The organism is Nitrosophilus sp. (assembly GCF_982775275.1).
The window spans coordinates 1-16,735 of the sequence record NZ_CEXZHP010000015.1 but is presented as its reverse complement, the minus strand read 5'-3'; the positions used below and the strand labels follow the sequence as shown (position 1 = coordinate 16,735).

15 protein-coding genes and 1 tRNA gene are annotated in these 16,735 nt (G+C 31.4%); 7 read left to right on the top strand and 9 right to left on the bottom strand.

What is annotated here, in order from left to right; all coding sequences use genetic code 11:
* Window positions 1-332 precede the first annotated feature (332 nt).
* Window positions 333-1,106, bottom strand: coding sequence for a prolipoprotein diacylglyceryl transferase (gene lgt / locus AC30RD_RS01765; protein WP_489492437.1), 774 nt, complete (start codon window positions 1,104-1,106; stop codon window positions 333-335).
* 150 nt (window positions 1,107-1,256) lie between these two features.
* Between lgt and AC30RD_RS01760 the strand changes: the two genes are divergently transcribed.
* Window positions 1,257-1,631 (top strand): SgcJ/EcaC family oxidoreductase, encoded by a 375-nt coding sequence (locus AC30RD_RS01760; RefSeq protein ID WP_489492436.1) that lies wholly within the window; start codon window positions 1,257-1,259, stop codon window positions 1,629-1,631.
* Here the strand turns inward: AC30RD_RS01760 and AC30RD_RS01755 are convergent, their stop codons facing one another.
* The 8 genes from AC30RD_RS01755 to AC30RD_RS01720 form a co-directional block, all read right to left on the bottom strand.
* On the bottom strand, window positions 1,632-2,057 hold the full coding sequence (locus tag AC30RD_RS01755) for a rhodanese-like domain-containing protein (protein WP_489492435.1): 426 nt from the start codon (window positions 2,055-2,057) through the stop codon (window positions 1,632-1,634).
* A complete protein-coding gene (locus AC30RD_RS01750) occupies window positions 2,035-2,868 on the bottom strand; it encodes a hypothetical protein (protein WP_489492434.1) in 834 nt (277 codons plus the stop codon). Before AC30RD_RS01750 ends, AC30RD_RS01755 begins: the two co-directional genes overlap by 23 nt.
* Window positions 2,869-2,925: 57 nt before the next feature.
* Window positions 2,926-4,758, bottom strand: a complete 1,833-nt coding sequence (locus AC30RD_RS01745) for a DUF2207 domain-containing protein (RefSeq protein ID WP_489492433.1) — start codon at window positions 4,756-4,758, stop codon at window positions 2,926-2,928.
* A 36-nt stretch (window positions 4,759-4,794) separates the two neighbouring features.
* On the bottom strand, window positions 4,795-6,324 hold the full coding sequence (locus tag AC30RD_RS01740) for a long-chain-fatty-acid--CoA ligase (RefSeq protein WP_489492431.1): 1,530 nt from the start codon (window positions 6,322-6,324) through the stop codon (window positions 4,795-4,797).
* A 9-nt stretch (window positions 6,325-6,333) separates the two neighbouring features.
* Window positions 6,334-7,551 (bottom strand): OmpP1/FadL family transporter, encoded by a 1,218-nt coding sequence (locus AC30RD_RS01735; RefSeq protein WP_489492430.1) that lies wholly within the window; start codon window positions 7,549-7,551, stop codon window positions 6,334-6,336.
* 10 nt (window positions 7,552-7,561) lie between these two features.
* Window positions 7,562-8,854, bottom strand: a complete 1,293-nt coding sequence (locus tag AC30RD_RS01730) for a hypothetical protein (RefSeq protein ID WP_489492429.1) — start codon at window positions 8,852-8,854, stop codon at window positions 7,562-7,564.
* A 189-nt stretch (window positions 8,855-9,043) separates the two neighbouring features.
* On the bottom strand, window positions 9,044-9,949 hold the full coding sequence (gene nfo, locus AC30RD_RS01725; protein ID WP_489492428.1) for a deoxyribonuclease IV: 906 nt from the start codon (window positions 9,947-9,949) through the stop codon (window positions 9,044-9,046).
* Window positions 9,949-10,431: a hypothetical protein gene (locus AC30RD_RS01720; protein WP_489492427.1), complete on the bottom strand. Its 483-nt coding sequence runs from the start codon at window positions 10,429-10,431 to the stop codon at window positions 9,949-9,951. The genes nfo and AC30RD_RS01720 overlap by 1 nt, the downstream gene beginning before the upstream one ends.
* 76 nt (window positions 10,432-10,507) lie before the next feature.
* Here AC30RD_RS01720 and AC30RD_RS01715 point away from each other — a divergent pair.
* From AC30RD_RS01715 to AC30RD_RS01690, 6 genes are all read left to right on the top strand, one after another.
* Window positions 10,508-10,582 (top strand) — tRNA-Glu (locus AC30RD_RS01715).
* 86 nt (window positions 10,583-10,668) lie between these two features.
* The gene (locus AC30RD_RS01710; RefSeq protein ID WP_489492426.1) at window positions 10,669-11,529 is read left to right on the top strand and encodes a hypothetical protein; all 861 of its coding nucleotides are present in this window, start codon (window positions 10,669-10,671) and stop codon (window positions 11,527-11,529) included.
* 41 nt (window positions 11,530-11,570) lie between these two features.
* The gene (locus AC30RD_RS01705) at window positions 11,571-12,020 is read left to right on the top strand and encodes an NfeD family protein (protein WP_489492424.1); all 450 of its coding nucleotides are present in this window, start codon (window positions 11,571-11,573) and stop codon (window positions 12,018-12,020) included.
* Window positions 12,021-12,029: 9 nt separating this feature from the next.
* Entirely contained in the window at window positions 12,030-12,893 is an 864-nt protein-coding gene (locus tag AC30RD_RS01700) for an SPFH domain-containing protein (RefSeq protein WP_489492423.1), read from the top strand.
* Entirely contained in the window at window positions 12,893-13,207 is a 315-nt protein-coding gene (locus tag AC30RD_RS01695) for an MTH1187 family thiamine-binding protein (protein ID WP_489492422.1), read from the top strand. Before AC30RD_RS01700 ends, AC30RD_RS01695 begins: the two co-directional genes overlap by 1 nt.
* A 647-nt stretch (window positions 13,208-13,854) precedes the next feature.
* Window positions 13,855-16,735 (top strand): discoidin domain-containing protein (locus AC30RD_RS01690; protein ID WP_489492421.1); only part of this gene is annotated, 2,881 nt, incomplete at its 3' end.

The window sequence follows — 16,735 nt, the reverse complement described above, 5'->3', positions numbered from 1 at the left end:
TATGAGGTTGTAATGGATAGGAGATGGAGGATGGGGAATGGGAGATAGGTTATAGGTTATGGGTGATGGGGAATAGGTGATAGTTGATGGGTAATAGGTGATGGGCAATAGTAGATAGGTGATAGGTTTTATAAAACAAACCTTATATGCTTAAGCTTTAAGCTTGTGGCTTACAGCTTTTAGCTTTAAATTAACCTTGTTAGCTTTTGGCTTACTGCTTTTAGCTTTTAGCTTTTAATTAACCTTGTTAGCTTTTGGCTTTAGGCTTACAGCTTTAAGCTTTAAATTAACCTTGTTAGCTTTAGGCTTACTGCTTTTAGCTTTTAGCTTTATTATCGCACATCTTTAGCTAAGTTTTTAATTAACAAAATAGCTCCTATAATTATAAAAGGTAAACTTAAAATTTGCCCCATAGATAGAGGTAAAATATTTGCAAATTCGCTTTGCGGAGTTTTTAAATATTCTAAAAAAAATCTAACTAAAAATACGAAAAACAAAACGATACCAAGAGTAATTTTTGTAAATTGTTTACTTGATAATTTTTTATATAGATAAAAAAGAAGCAAAAAAATTAAAAAATAACTAATTGATTCGTATAAAACAACCGGATGTCTTGGGATATTATCGACTCTTTTAAAAATAACGCCAAAAGAGCTATTTGTAGGAAGCCCCACAATTTCGGAATTAAAAAAATTTCCGACTCTTATTAAAGGGGCTAAAATCATTGCCGCAAATGCCGAGCGAGCAAGCATCCACGAAAAATTAACATTATATTTTTTGCAAAATAGATAAATTGCCACAATAGCGCCGATAACCCCGCCGTGGCTCGCAAGACCTCCTTGCCATACATAAAAAATTTCAATCGGATGCTTTTTAAAATAATCAAAATCGTAAAATAAAACATGAGCTAACCTTGCGCCGATTGTTATGCCAATAATTAAATAGATAAAAAAACTCTCTAAAAGTTTTGGATTTAAGTTTTCTTTTTTAAAAATATACTCGCCTAATAAATATGCGCCAAGCAGACCGCTTGCGAAAAAGACTCCATACCAATATATCGATAAATTGCCTATACTTATTGCAATCGGGCTAATATCCCAAATCATTTAATCCCTTTTTTTAGTGCTATTATAGCTAAAAAAGCGTGTTTAAAAAGGTTTTAAAAAGCTTTTTTTATATAAAAAAAAGATATTTTTTTAATTATGTAAATATCTTTTTTATATAATTTATTTATATTTTAATTAAGAGGAGATTTAATGGAAAAAGAGATTTTAGCGGCATTTGATAAATGGAACGAAACTTTACAAACCGGTGATTCTAAAAAAGTTGCCGAACTTTATGATGAAAATGATGGTATTTTATTGCCTACTGTTTCGGCTAAAGTTAGACACAATCGCGAAGAGATTGCCGATTATTTCGATCACTTTTTAGCAAAACATCCGGTCGGGAAAATTGATGAAGCAAATATTAGAGTTTACGGAGATATCGCAATAAATTCCGGACTTTATACTTTTACTTTGGATGACGACAAAGGCGGTAGAGTCGATGTGGGTGCGAGATTTACTTTTGTTTATAAAAAAGTAGGAGATGATTGGGTTATTTTAGAGCACCACTCTTCGGTTTTACCGTAACTATTTTGTAAAAAGTTCGGGGGCGTTTTTGCCTCCAAATACCGCTAAACCTAAAATTCCGCTTTTTATATTTATCGGTTTAAAGTTGTTTTTACTTAAAATTCTACTTATTTTAATGCCGTTTGTGCCGGTTTTAGAGCAGATTAAAAGCTCTTTATTTTTATACTTTTCAATTAAATTCAAATTATTTTGCAACTTTTCAAACGGTATATTTATAGCGCCTTTAATATGACCTTTTTTAAACTGCTCTTTATCTCTAATATCGATTACTAAAGTTCCTTTTTTTATTAAATTTATCGCTTCTTGCGCACTTACTTGCTTAAAATTAGCAAATATCCAACCCTTAATATAAGCAATATAGATTGCAACTGCAATCATTGCGATAAAATTTATTATTTTATAGTTATCTTCTATAAATTTTCTCATAAAAATCTAAATAACAATCTTTATTTAATAATGCTTCATATTCCGCAAAAGTATAAATTTTTGATTCTCCGGTAGGATCGGTTATTTTTACACTATCATCAAGATATTCAATTAATATATGATTACTTTTTCCTGAAATTAAAATTTTTCCTGTCGCAGAATTTATTTCGCTATTGATACTATTAGTATAAGTTAATATTACAGGTGTTTTAGTTTCTACTTTTACAAATTTTCCCAAACACTCTGTTTTAATCCAACCGTTAATATTATATTTATAACCGTTATTAATAGCTTCAAATGTAGCGTTATATGCTCTAAGTTCTTCGGTATAAGCATCAATATATATATCTTTTAATTCTATTTTTTTAATCTCAGGATTGTAACTATTAATATCATCAACGGTAATTTTGATTATACCTTTATAATAAATAATACCTCCACTTTGACAGCCGTTAAAAATCATTGATACACTATTTCCTTCTTCGGTAACCGTAGCTGTTCCTCTATCGCATAATTCATCAGTTATGTCATAGGTTTTGTAGTTTTTTATAACTTTTAAACTTTTATTTAATGCATTATTGATATTTTGGTTTTTGCTTATAAGTTTAAAATTAGGGTTATATTGGTCCGAATCTTCACTAAAAGAAACTTTATTTATAGCATTAATTGTTTTATTGGTATCTTTTTTTGTTAAAACTTTTTTTTCATTATCACTTGGTAATGGTGGAGCTTTTAAACCTCCGTTACCGCCTCCGCAACCAAAAATAAAAAACGATACTACAAAAAGTAGTAAAAAACCCAGTTTTTTCATAACATCTCCTTGTAAGTTTAGTAATTTATTAAGTTATTTTATCTTGTTTATCTTAAACTACCAGCTTCCGCCTCCGCCTCCGCCGACACCGCCGCCGCTAAAGCCGCCGCCTCCGCCAAAACTGCCGTATTGGCTATTTTCGCTATAAGTTGCGGCGTGATTAAAAGATGAATCGAAACTATTAAGCGAGCTAATATCGCCATCTAACCAAAGGGGCGCTGAGGCTTGAAGTTTATTAAACAGCTCTATATAATGCTTCGTTACGCCAAAAAGCATAGCATACGGAAGCAATTTTTCCAAATAAAGAGGGTCGCTTTTTAATCTTCTTCTTATTTCATCTTCTTTAACGCGAATAATAAACTCTTTAAGCCCAAGAAGATATTTTTGCGTATATGCCCCTTTTTGAGTGAAATTTCCGATATCTTTGGAAAAGTAAGCAATCGTTACAATTAATAAAAGCGCCGCTCCAAAAGGCGACAATAAAAAATACAATATCTCTTCTTTATCGTAATTTAGCGCATCAAGCCAAGGAAGAAGCCCGAAAAATATAAAAACAAACCCCATAATTTTTGTAAAAAAACCGTCGCTTTGAGTAATCATAGAAACTCCGACACCTCCGAACATTAAAGGAAAAATTAAAATTAACAACATATCAAACGAGTAATTTTGCAAAATAAAATATATCGCATAAATAATTAGAGGCAAAGAGGCAAGCAGAGATTTAATAAAAAATTTAAATTTCGTATTACTTGGAAGCTCTCTAAAATAGCCGGCATTAACCGACCAGTTATATAAATTTTTATTTATATTTTTAAAAGCTTCTTGCATTCTGTTAGCCAAGTTTTCATCTCTTTGATTTAAAGTAAAGCTGTTTATTCCGCCGTAAAAAAGTAAATTATCCATTAAATATTGCTGATCTTTAGTTAAATTTTCATCGCTATTTTTAACTTTTAAAATCGAATAACTATCGTTATTTCGAATAATTTTAACATACCCTTTTGTCGCAAGTTCCAATATGGCGGCGGCAAAATCTTTATTATCGGCTCTACTATCTAAAATTAAACCCGCTTGTAAAATAGATAAATCTTTAGGCGGCACATATTGGGGTGCAATTGCTCTATTATCTTTAAAACCGCTATATAAATTAAAAAATCTTTTTATTAAAAAAAATGCAAAAGGCAGATATAACAGATATAAATAGCTACTAAAAGTATTTATATAATTTGTTTTAATTAAACCTTTTTTAAAAGCTACTTCTATCGTTAAGCCTTCGTAAGGGTTAAGTTTATCTAAATAAACTTTTATCGCTTCGCCGGTAAATTTTGTTTTAGCAGAAGTGGAAGTAGAGCCGAATTTTCCGCTATATGGTTTAATATCAATAATATTGTTAGCAATTTGCGCAGGTAGAATAATTTCGCCGTAAATATTGTATATAGGCACCATCCAGCCGTTTCCGATTATATTAAATCTTAATGCGTCGAAGTTTTTATTTTTAGAGTAGGGTAAAATTACATTATAGATTTTATATTTAATCGTGTAGCGGTGAACACCTGTTAATATATAATTGAGCGAGCCTATTTTTATTTTTAAAAATTTTCCCGCTTTATTGCTTGTAAATCCCTCTTGTTGCCAAGTTGCACTTTTGTTATCTTGCAAAACTCCTAAAATTTTAATTTTTAAATTTTTTATTTTGTCGTTTAGTTTTATTTGAACCGGAATATCTCTATAAATTCCGTGTCTTTTATTATTTTTAAAATCGTAATATATATTTTCGGTTACGGTTAAGTTTCCGTTTATATCTAAAAAGGCGCTAACTTCATATCTTTTTATCTCTTCGCTAAAAGCAATTTGACTTAATAAAAAAAAGAGTAGTATTTTTAAAAATTTCATAAGTTATCCTAAAAGCTTTTTAATATTATACTCTTTTTATAAATATTTTTTTAAATTCTTTCGAAGTTTGTTTTTTAATACTTTTCTTGTAGTGGTTCTTGGAAGTTCATCTATAATAATAAATTTTTTAGGCACTTTATAGTCGGCTAAAAATCCTTTTATATGCTCTTTTAGTTTATCGATATTTATTTGCATTTCATCTTCAAGCTCTATAAATGCAACCGGAATCTCTTCGTCTTTTTCGTTTTTTAAACCGATTATGGCACTATCTTTAACACCGTAAAATCTATTAATAACTTTTTCTATCTCTTTTGGATAGATATTTATGCCTTTATAAATAATTACATCTTTTTTTCTATCTACAATATATAAATTACCGTCATTATCCAAATAACCCAAATCTCCGGTATATAACCATCCATCTTTTAATACATTTCGGGTTTTTTCTTTGTTGTTATAATAGCTTATCATAACATTATCGCCGTTTACTAAAATTTCACCTATTTGGTTGGCTTTAAGTTGATTGCCACTGCTATCTACAATTTTTATTTTACATCCGTTTATCGGTTTTCCTACGGAGTTTGGTTTATTTATCGTATCCAAATTAAAAGTAACAACCGGTGAAGTTTCGCTAAGTCCGTAACCTTCGATAAGAACAGCTTTAGGAAATTTTTTATGCATTAAAGATAAGGTTTCTTTATTAAGAGATGAAGAGCCGCTAACAAAATATTTAATTTTATTAAATTTATAAAAAAACCAAGGCAATTTTGCTTTTGCTAATGCTTTATAAACTTCGGGTATTGCTACAAATATAGTAACTCTTTTTTTTAGAATTTTTAAAATTATATCTTTAAAGTTAAAACTTGTAGGAATAACGATACTTGCACCTATATATATCGGTGTTAATAAGTTTACGGTAAAAATGTAAGAGTGGTAAAAAGGTAAAAACAGTAACACTCTTTCTTTGTTTGTTAAATTTAAAGCGCTATTAATTGCTTTTAAATTAGAAAATATATTTTTATTCGTCAGAAGCGCTCCTTTAGGTATTCCGGTGGTTCCCGAAGTGTAAAAAATTACGGCTTTATCATCTAAAGAGACTTTTTCTTTGGATACTTTTTTAGAGTAATTTAAAATTGCGTTAAAACGAGTGCATTTTATATCGTTGCCGAACCAAATTATTTTTTTACAATGAATAGATGCCGAAGAGCCCTCTATAATTGTTCTTAATTCGTCGCTTGTAAATAAAATATCGACTTTCGCATCGTTTAACAGATAACTTAACTCTTTGGATTTAAGCATATTATTAATAGGCACTACAATAGCACCTAATTTTGATATTGCAAAAATTGTAGCTACATACTCCCAGCAGTTATTTGCAAAAATAGCGACTCTATCACCCTTTTTTACGCCTTCTTCATATTTTAAGTAAGCCGATACTTTATCGGCGGCATATTTTAATTTTAAATAAGAAATTTTTTCTTTATCGATAAAAATTGCAGTTTTTTTACCGAAATATGTGGCATTAAACTCCAATATATCATAAAAACTGCAAAAATTATTATTCATCTTTCTCCTTTAAAATTTATACTCGAATCCGGTTGTAACTAAAAATGCTCCGCCTTTTTTAAATTCGCCTTTTATTTTGCTGTTATTAACATATCTTTTTTTCTTATAATCATATAAAATCGCCGCTCCCCAGCTTAAATTTTTATTTTGTCTATATTTAAAGCCCGCAGAAAAAATATGTGCGTTGCTATCGGGGAGTTCATAGCTTAAAGTGTCGTTTGGAACGGGTGATTCATCGTAGCTATATCCGGCCATTAAAGTTAACTTATCGTTATAAAAATATCTAAAAGAGATTCTAAAAGTATCGCTGTTTTTCCAATTTTTTGGAATCGGTTTGTCAAATGCCTCTAAAAGTGCAGGAAGTTTTTTATCGTAATTAAAATCTAAAGTTTTATAATCGCTCCAAAATGTCTTTTCGTATAAAAACTCCATACTAAATTTTTCAAAATCTTTAGATACCGCTAAAGTTAAAGTGGCAGGCAGATATACATTTACGCTCGCATCATATTTTTGTCCGAAATTTCCAAAATATAAATTCGCTTTTCCTTCTTCGCTAAGTTTAATTTTAGATCTATAAGTTGCGGCTAAATTTATACCGTTACTTAATTTGTAAGTTGCGGCGATATTAAAGCCGTAATCTATACTATCGCCTTTCATTTCGCGCTTTAGTGGTAAACCTATATCGCTACCGTCGCTATAAACTTTACCCTCGCTATAAACAACGCTAACTCCTGCGGCAATTGCAAAATTATCGTTTATTTTATAAGAAACGGAAGGATTAAACTGCAAAGTTTTTAAAGTGAACTCTTGAGCGGAAAGTTTTTGAACACTGCTATCCCATCTTTTGCTTAAGCCTCCCGGAACCGTTATGCTAAAAGAGTATCTTAAAGGGCCGTAAGGTTTTGAGACATAATGAACAAAAGGAACTAAAATATGCTCTTCTTTAGATTTTGCGTCTGAATTTAAAGTTAAATTGTTAATGGTAGTTTGACCGATAAATTCAATTTTTGGCAAATAAACATAAGTAATTCCGGCTTCCAAATAGTTATTATCGCTATCTAAAAAAGAGATATTTGCCGGGTTGTAATAAGCACAATCGGCACCTTGGCAATTTGCAACATTTGCCGCACCCAAAGCAAGCCCCTCTAAAGATTGTTCGGGCAGTTTGTAAGCCGCGGCGTTTATAAGAGTAAAAGTTAAAGCCGAGATAGAAATTATCTTTTTCATTTTTTATCCTTTAATAACCGATAGTTTGCTTTCTAACATTGGCAAAAATTTTTGCCGCAATTGAGTAAGCGTAAGCTCCGCACTCGGAGTGGTTATATCTTAAGTCGGTATTTGGGTCGTTTGTTAAAATAACCTCTACCGGGCTCATTAATTCGACACTGCTTGAACCTAACATATTTGTAAATACATTATATGCGTTTTGCGAAATAGCATAAGGTATAATCGTATCGCCTTTACACTGAAGCAGTTTAACCGGTGTTTGCGGGCTAAAATTTACGACGCTATTTTGCTTAAGTGCTTCTTGAAACCAAGAGCCTTCGTAATTAGATACGATATCTTGCGTAAATAATCCTTTTTCGCCGCTTACTTTTGTCGTTAACTCTTTATCTATTTGAACTCTTGTATATTTGCCGCTAAAAAGTGTAGGTAGCTTAGATGCGTAAGGTTCTTGTATTAAAGTGCCTACATCTTTATTGTAAGCTTTAGAGTAGGCATATGCAGTTGCCGCCATAAACGAAGGAACGGCTATTTCTTGAGAATTTAAAACACTTTGTGCAATCGGATCTAAAAAATAAGGTCCTGCCATAGGGATTGTTAATTTTATATTAAATTCATTAGTCTCTTCTATTTTTTTAAGTGTTGCAAGTGCGACAAAACCGCCTTGAGAGTAGCCGGTTAAATATAAATCTTTAGATGCGATAATATTAATATTGTTTATTTGCGCAAAACTTAGAGCCGCTTTTAAAAAATCTATTGTGCTTTGGGCCGAAGATTTTTTTAATAAATATGGATGGTAATGATTTTTTGAAGCGCCAAAACCTATGTAATCGGGCTGTAGAGTTATAAAACCGCTAAGTGCGCTAAAAATTACGCTACTGCCTTTTGGCATTGCGCTATTTTCTATCTCTACGCTTGGAGCTTCGTTATTACTAAAAATTGTGCCGTGGCAATCTAAAACCATTGCAAATCCGATTTTGCTTATTAAATCGTAAGCTTTAGAAGTATTATTATCGGTATTATAATTAGTAGGAACCACCATTACTCCGCTTGCTTTAACTTTTTTTCCCTCTTCATCGGTTGTAGTGTAAGGAATTTTATATGCTTTATATCCAAAAACCTTACTATCTTTAGTTATAAGACCTTTTTTTAAAAGTTCTTCTTTTAAAAAGTTAGCCGGAAAATCGGCAATTAATTTACCCTCTTTTACCGTTTCTACTTTTAACTCTCCCGGGTCGTTTCCGCCGCACCCAACTACAATAAAAATTATCAATGTTAGGGCGAATGATTTAATTAAATTTTTCAATTTATCACTCCTTACATAATTATATTTAGACAACTAATACCATAAAACCGAACTATATACCAATTATTGCAAATATGCTCTTATTTAGGCTTAAAATAAATTATATTATATAGTAATTTTTTAAAAAATGTAGGGGAAATTGTAAAAAAAATTAATGTTTTAAAAATATGTGTGGATTTATGCAAACTCTTAAGGTTTGCAAGATGGATTAAAAGAGTATAAAAGTTCAATCTCTTTTGGCCATAAACTCTCGTCAATTGTTTCTAAAATTAAAGGAATATCGTTTAATCTATCATCGTTCATTATAAATTTAAACGCATCAAGCCCGATTTCGCCGTAACCTAAATTGTGGTGTCTATCTACGCGGCTACCAAGCTTTGCTTTAGAATCGTTTATATGCATTCCTTTTAAATATTTAAAACCGACAATTTCATCGAACTCTTTCCAAGTTTTTTCGTAAGCCTCTTTGGTTCTAATATCATAACCCGCCGCAAACATATGGCAAGTATCTATACAAACGCCAACTCTATCTTTATCTATTGAGTTTTGTATTAAATATGCAAGATGTTCGAATTTATAACCCAAGTTGCTACCTTGCCCCGCCGTATTTTCGATAACTAAAATAACATCGCTGTTTTTTGTAGCTTCAATTGCCAAATTCATAGATTGGCTTATTAAATCCAAACATTTGTATTGGGCATCTTTTAATAAAGACTCATAATTCGGGTCTTTTTTAGAAAATTTTTGCAAATGGCTTCCGGGGTGAAAATTTAACATTTTAAGCCCAAGTTGCTCGCATCTATTTAACTCGTCGATAAATGCTTCTCTTGATTTTTGCAATTTTTCGTTATCGGGTGCTCCGAGGTTTATTAAATAGCTATCGTGAGGTAAAATATGCTTTGGCAAAATGCCGCTTTTTTTTAAATTTATTTTAAATTCATCTATACTTTTTAAGCTAAGCGGTTTTGCCTTCCATTGTCTTTGATTTTTAGTAAATAGCGCAAATGCATGAGCATTAATTTTCATCGCATTTAGCGGAGCGTTTTCTACGCCTCCGCTTGCGCTTACATGAGCGCCTACATATTTTTTATTCATTACTGCTCCATATTTTTAACTTTTATTTTTACACCCGCCATTGTATCAAGAAATTCTATATTTTTCCCTTCGACTTTATAAAAAATAGAGCCTATTTTTTGCTTAAAACCGTTTTTTGTTTTAACAAAATTTTTGCCGTTAAATATAGGCTCTCCCCTAAAAATTTTACCTATCGTATCGCTTGGATAGTTTGCATTTAGCACTTTTTTATTAAATTCGTTTGCACTCATACAAGATAAAGAGCTTAAACAAACTTGATTATTAGTAACTCTAAGTCTCATAACCGCTTTGCCGTTTGAGTAAATTTCTACTTTTGTCTCATCGCTTGCCTTGCTAATAAATCCTTGGTCGGCATATTTTAAAGTAGGGGTTTTAAAAATTATAAAAGTTGAAGTTGAAGTATCATATTTTGGCATAGAGCCGACACATCCGCTAATAATAAACAGAGCTATAAAAGATAAAAAATTAAAGTATTTTTTCATAATTCTTCCTTTTTTTAATATTTTTTTAAGATTTCTTTGCTACAATTTCGCTACTTCTTAACTGAAGCTGCTTGATGGCCCCTTCATCTAGCGGTTAGGATTCCAGGTTTTCATCCTGGCCACAGGGGTTCGAGTCCCCTAGGGGTCACCACTTAGTAACTTTGCAAAATTATATCCGAAATTTTTAAAACTTTCTAAAAAATTTATCTTAAAGCAATTTTTTTATACCATTTTAAAATGAGTTTAATAAAAAATATTCAATTTCAGCAACTTATTAATTTAACGCTACTTTTAATAGTGGCATATTTTAATAACACTTTACAAACAACGCCTCTATTTATTTTAATTTTAGCCGTATATGCGCTTATTTTGGAATATTTAACAAACTATTTTTTCGAAAATAAAATATATTTTCCGTTTTCGGCTATAGTAGCGGCGTTCGGAATAATTTTAATGGTTGGTTTTTTAAAGTGGTATATACCCTTTATCGCTCTTACAATTGCAATTTTGCAAAAAAGAGTGTTAAAAATCGATAACAAACATATTTTTAATCCTTCCAATTTAGCTTTAATAGTTGCGCTTTTTCTTTTTTACCCCAAAGCTTTGCCGATTGTCGGACAGCTCGGATTTCAGGGGTGGTTTGTAATAGTTTTCGTAGTAATTTTGGCAACTATTATTTTATTTAGAGTTAATAGAATTTATATTTCGATTTCATTTTTATTTTTTTATATTTTGTTAGAGTATTTAGTTATCGGAAAAACCGATCCAATGTGGAATTTCGATAAATTTATAAATAGTTTTTATTCTACATCTTTTATAGTTTATATATTTTTTATGTTAACCGATCCAATAACTACTCCAAATAATATATTTAAACAGATTATTTTTGCATTTATTGTTGCATTTATAATTGTTTTATTAGACTATTTTATCGGCCATCATTTGCGAAATTTATATATCTCGCTTTTTTTAACTTCTGTTGTTTTTATTCCGTTTTATCGAAGTAGTATAACTTTTAAATATTATATTGTTTTAATTGTTTCTTTTTTAATTTCGGCTCTTATTTTGATGCAAAAAGCTATCTATTTTAGTATGTAAAAATATTTTTTTGGTATAATCTAAGAAAAAAGGAATAAATTATGATAGCTTTTTTAGATGGTTGGTGGCTTTGGGTGGTTTTTGGTATTATTTTAGTTATTTTAGAGTTATTAACGGGAGACTTTTTACTTCTTGGGCTTGGGCTTGGAACAATTAGCGTAGGAGCGTTAGAGAAATATTACAATTTCGATTTTAAAACCGATTTAATTTTATGGATGGTTTTTTCTATCGCTTATTTTGTTTTTTGGAAAAAGTTTATTAACGGTAAAGTTGAAGGTGCGAAAGTATCGAGACACAATGCGGCAATCGGTGAAGTCGGTGTAATTACTAAAGATATAATAGGCTTAAAGCCCGGAAAAATAGAGTTTGAGTTACCGGTAATGGGGGCTAAAGTGTGGCTTGCGGTTAGTAATAAAGATATACCTAAAGGAAAAAAGGCTAAAATTGTCGATATTAAAGGACAATATTTAGAGGTTGAGCCGGTAGAATAAGGAGAATAGATGGAGATTTTAATAATTGTTTTACTACTGATTATTTTAACCATTTTAGTTTTATATTTAGGTATAAAAACTATTCCCGAGGGAGAAGTCTGGGTTGTAGAGAGACTTGGAAAATATTCAAGAACGCTTGAGCCGGGGCTTAACTTTATTATTCCGTTTATAGAACTTGTAAGGGCTAAGCTGACAACTAAAGATATTACGATAGATATTGACCCTCAAGATGTAATTACTGCGGATAATGCGGTAATTAATGTTGATACGATTGTTTTTATAAAAATTACTAATCCGAAAGATGCGGTTTATGGGGTTGATGATTATAAAAGCGCAATTGAGCAACTTACAATTACTACGCTTCGCTCGGTAATGGGTGAACTTTTGCTTGATGAGGTTTTTAGTAATAGAGATAGAATAAAAGCAAGATTAACCGAAAAGATTGCACAAGATACCAAAGATTGGGGTGTTACGCTAAAAGCGTTCGATATTCAAGAGATTAAGCCGAGTGAATCCATGCAAAAAGCGATGGAGCAACAAGCAGCCGCTGAGAGAGAAAAAAGAGCTGTCGAGACTTTAGCCGAAGCTAAAAAGAAAGCGGCTATTTTAGAAGCCGAAGGAAGATTAAGGTCAGCGGAACTTGATGCGCAAGCTCAAGTTGCTCTTGCGCAAGCTTCGGCCGAATCTATGAGGCTTATAAGCGAAAATTTAAAAGGGCAAGAGTTACCTGCAATGTTTTTACTTGGCGATAGATATATAAAAACTTTAGATAAAATGACTCAAAGCGAAAATTCGAAATTCGTAGTATATCCCGCAGATATTCAAAACGCAATAAAAGGAATGCTTGGAAGCGCATTTAAAAAGGGTAGTTAATGAGCGTATTAATTGAGTTTTCAATTTTTCCGACCGATAAGGGCGAGAGTAAAAGTAAATATGTCGCAAAAGTAATAGATATGATTAAAAAAAGCGGTTTGCCGTATCAATTTACTCCGATGAGCACAATTATAGAGTGCGATAGCGTAAAAGAGGGATTGGATATTGTAAATAAAGCTTACGAAATTTTGCAAGAAGATTGTAATAGAATTTATAGCACAATTAAAATAGATTATAGAAACGGTTATAAAAATAGATTGGTGCAAAAAATTAAATCGGTTGAAAAAAGATTAAAAGAAGATTCTAATAAGTAAGTCGTACGGGTTGCAAAATAAAAAAAGCTTTAAGCTTCGAGCAAAAAGCCGTAAGCAAATAAGGTTAACTTTGTAAAAAATTCCACCTTTACCTATCTAAAAAGTCTATAGCAGTAAGTTTATAATATTTTTTATAAAATATATAACCTATTTTTTCATCACTCCACAACCTATAGCTATCGCTCATAGCTATTACCTATTTTACATATTCTAAAAATAAACACCTCGAAAAAACTAAGTCAAAATAATGTGTATAATATGTAAGAAAGTAAAAAATTTGTAATTTTTGTAATAAATTAAAATAATATAAGATTTTTAAATTAATAAAAAACAATAAGAGTAAATTTTTATAAATAATGGTAAAATGGAGATGTTTTTGTTCTTAAAACTATCTAAAATAGGGACTCTGTAAAAATATATAAATAATATTTATATAGGAATGTTTTCTTAATCTTCCCCATTTTACGGAAATTTCTTTTTTAAAATATCGGTAAAACCTTAATATTTTAAGAGCTAATTAAAATAAATTATATTAATATGTCATTATTGTTTTATTAGGTGTATAAAAAGTGTTAATCACTTGTTGGTATGAGGTGTGCAAAAAGCATTATTGTTAATTTTAAACTTAATTATGTAAGGATTTTTATATGAAAGTATTTCTAAATAAAGCACTATTTGGAATATTTATTTTAATTGCATTTTCACTTAATTTAAATGCAATTAATCTACACTTAACTTCCAAAACACTTATATCCGGTAATGAGTGTGGAGTTGCCACTTATAGATTTGGAACAAACTCAACATATGAAGGTGAAGCATTAGATGTTTTACTTTATATTGAAGCCGAACAAAATGATAGAACTAACAATTGTATCGGCTTGAAAGATGGAAATATAGAATTTAATGTTAAAGCGGATGCAAATCAGGGGCATACTGCCGGTTGGATGGAAGGAAAAATTGTAGTTGTAAAACAAGGAACTACAACTCCAGTTACTGTTGATAGATTAATTACAACAACTTTTGATATGGATATTAATAAAGCAACCGGAGCAAATCATACGGAAACGGATGATATTTATTATAAAGATCCGACAAAAACTTATGTTTCGGTAAACTCTAAAGTTACACCGATTCCCGGAACTTTTTTTAATAAATATACTATTAGGATGAAAGGAAGAGATGATGGCGATTGTAACGATAATCAGTCAAGAACGCAACCTGAATGTAGAGCAGGTGCCGCATTTAATGATGTAAGCGGTTTTGAGTTTAGAGTGCAAAATGATGATGCTTACAGTAACGCAAGTCCAAGTGGATATCGTTTATTTGTGGTATCTTTGAGAATAGAGAATTTAGAAGCATTATTAAGTAATGATAAAGATTATGGAGATGCACCATTAAATTATCCGGTTTCCGGGTATAAAATTAGCTCTAAATTCGGTTTAGGCAATAAATTAATTCCTGATGGAGATGCATCGGCGAAATCAAATGAAAATGCAGATGGTGATGATAATGACGGAGCAGGAGGAAGTGCGGTTTTATTTGATGATGAAGACGGTATTAAAATAAACGGTAACGATTTAGATGGTGCTGAATTTGATGCTGAAAATGAGACCGAAGCCACTTTAGAAGTCACTACTTTTGGTAGTGGTTATTTAAACGCTTGGATTGATTGGAATAGAGATGGGGATTTTAGTGATACCGGTGAACATATTATAGTAAATAAACGAATTGAAAATTTTGGTGAATATGATGCAAACGGTAATCCTGTTACAAATGCAAGAAACTCTGTAAGTAATACGGATGTAACGATTAATATTCCATCAGATGCGGTATATGGTAATAGTATTGCAAGATTTGCTTTTACAGATAGCGCAAATGTATCTGCAGATACTGTAAGTGATAGTATTAAAGGGGAAGTAGAAGATTACAAAATAAAAATTTTAAATGTAATACAAGATGCAGATGGTGATGGCGTGCCTGACAATGATGACTTAGATGATGATAATGATGGTATTTTAGATGTAGATGAGTTAGCTATTTGTAAGCCTACACCTGTTGATAAAACTCAAACAACAGTAACTTCTGAGCTTGGTTGGCAAGGAGATTTAAGTAAAATAGTTGATGATGCAACAAATAGCTCGGTTTATTCTAGACCTAATAGTCAAGATATAGCCGGCAAAACATATTTACAGTTTGATTTTAGTGAGCCTAAGATAATAAATGCTATTGAGTTAGTAGCACATAGTAATGGAATTATAAAAGCAAATTCACAATGGAAAGTAGAAGCTTCAAATGATGGGACAAACTGGATTGCACTTTCCGGTCCTATAGCGACAGGTCTAACAACAGGAGTAGTTACGGGAGCTAGTAAAGCGGAAAACTTAGTTTTTGATAACTCCAAAGCATATAGATATTATAGAATTGTAGGTATTAGCGGGCAAACAATTTATTGGTATTTATATGAAGCTAATTTTAGAATAGGTCAGGTTTCGATTTGTGATACGGATGGCGATGGAATTTCTAACCATATGGATTTAGATAGTGACGGCGATGGATGTCCTGACTATATAGAGGGGACAGGTGATTTTACAAGAGTTCATGAACAACAAGCTGGGGGAACTTTGCAACCCGGAAATTCAGGAGCCAATTTTAATGGAACCTACAATCAAGGGGTTTTAGTAAATTTAGGAACAAATGTAGATGAGAACGGATTAGTTATTGTTAATGGGGTATCTGTTGTTCAAGGGGTTGGTGCAAGTGAAGATAAAACAGATACTTCTGCTTGTAATGGAGGTGTGTGTCAAGAGAGTGCTCCAAGTGGCGGTGATACAAAAATTAATTTTAAACGATGGACACTTCCTGAGATCACAAGAACAAACGATCCTTTTTATCAGAGTGAAGTTCATAGAAGTGAACCTGCAGGCAAAACAAAATATGGAGTTATTCCTGATAGAAATGATGAGCCAAGTTTAGTAGGAACAGCAGTTGTTGATTTTACTCAAGATCCTCCTTTTAAAGATGACAGTTCAGATAGAAATAAAGGTGGATTTGTTCAAATAGAGGGCTTTTTAGCATTACCATGCTATCAAACATTAGAAATAAGAACTAGAAATAAAGGTTTAGGTGCCGGTGGAAATAATGTTAGAGAATTAACAAATAGTCTATATTTAGCTTTTGACCCTAATGGTAAAGCAAGTTTTAATCCTTATTATCTAACGAAAGTATCACATCACAAAACGGACTTTAGAGGAAATTTAGTATCTGAGAGTTCATATACTTTTAATGATAATTCAAATGCTGGTAAATGGATTAGATTTGCAAATGTTTTATCAGATGGTGCGGATTTATATGGAACTGTTCTTGAATGGAATATTGATAATCAAGGTTGGGTAACTATACCGAAAGAAAATTTTAGTAGCACTACAGTAAATTTAAAAAATGGTATTTGCTCTTGTCAGGCGGGTAATCCTAATATAGAGTTAATAAAATCACTTGATGAGATAGTGGATGTAGATAACAACGGAAGAA

Bases quoted from the DNA above. Each gene is read 5' to 3' on its own strand.
- lgt (WP_489492437.1), bottom strand. From the start codon at position 1,106: ATGATTTGGGATATTAGCCCGATTGCAATAAGTATAGGCAATTTATCG.
- AC30RD_RS01760 (WP_489492436.1), top strand. From the start codon at position 1,257: ATGGAAAAAGAGATTTTAGCGGCATTTGATAAATGGAACGAAACTTTA.
- AC30RD_RS01755 (WP_489492435.1), bottom strand. From the start codon at position 2,057: ATGAGAAAATTTATAGAAGATAACTATAAAATAATAAATTTTATCGCA.
- AC30RD_RS01750 (WP_489492434.1), bottom strand. From the start codon at position 2,868: ATGAAAAAACTGGGTTTTTTACTACTTTTTGTAGTATCGTTTTTTATT.
- AC30RD_RS01745 (WP_489492433.1), bottom strand. From the start codon at position 4,758: ATGAAATTTTTAAAAATACTACTCTTTTTTTTATTAAGTCAAATTGCT.
- AC30RD_RS01740 (WP_489492431.1), bottom strand. From the start codon at position 6,324: ATGAATAATAATTTTTGCAGTTTTTATGATATATTGGAGTTTAATGCC.
- AC30RD_RS01735 (WP_489492430.1), bottom strand. From the start codon at position 7,551: ATGAAAAAGATAATTTCTATCTCGGCTTTAACTTTTACTCTTATAAAC.
- nfo (WP_489492428.1), bottom strand. From the start codon at position 9,949: ATGAATAAAAAATATGTAGGCGCTCATGTAAGCGCAAGCGGAGGCGTA.
- AC30RD_RS01720 (WP_489492427.1), bottom strand. From the start codon at position 10,431: ATGAAAAAATACTTTAATTTTTTATCTTTTATAGCTCTGTTTATTATT.
- AC30RD_RS01710 (WP_489492426.1), top strand. From the start codon at position 10,669: ATGAGTTTAATAAAAAATATTCAATTTCAGCAACTTATTAATTTAACG.
- AC30RD_RS01705 (WP_489492424.1), top strand. From the start codon at position 11,571: ATGATAGCTTTTTTAGATGGTTGGTGGCTTTGGGTGGTTTTTGGTATT.
- AC30RD_RS01700 (WP_489492423.1), top strand. From the start codon at position 12,030: ATGGAGATTTTAATAATTGTTTTACTACTGATTATTTTAACCATTTTA.
- AC30RD_RS01695 (WP_489492422.1), top strand. From the start codon at position 12,893: ATGAGCGTATTAATTGAGTTTTCAATTTTTCCGACCGATAAGGGCGAG.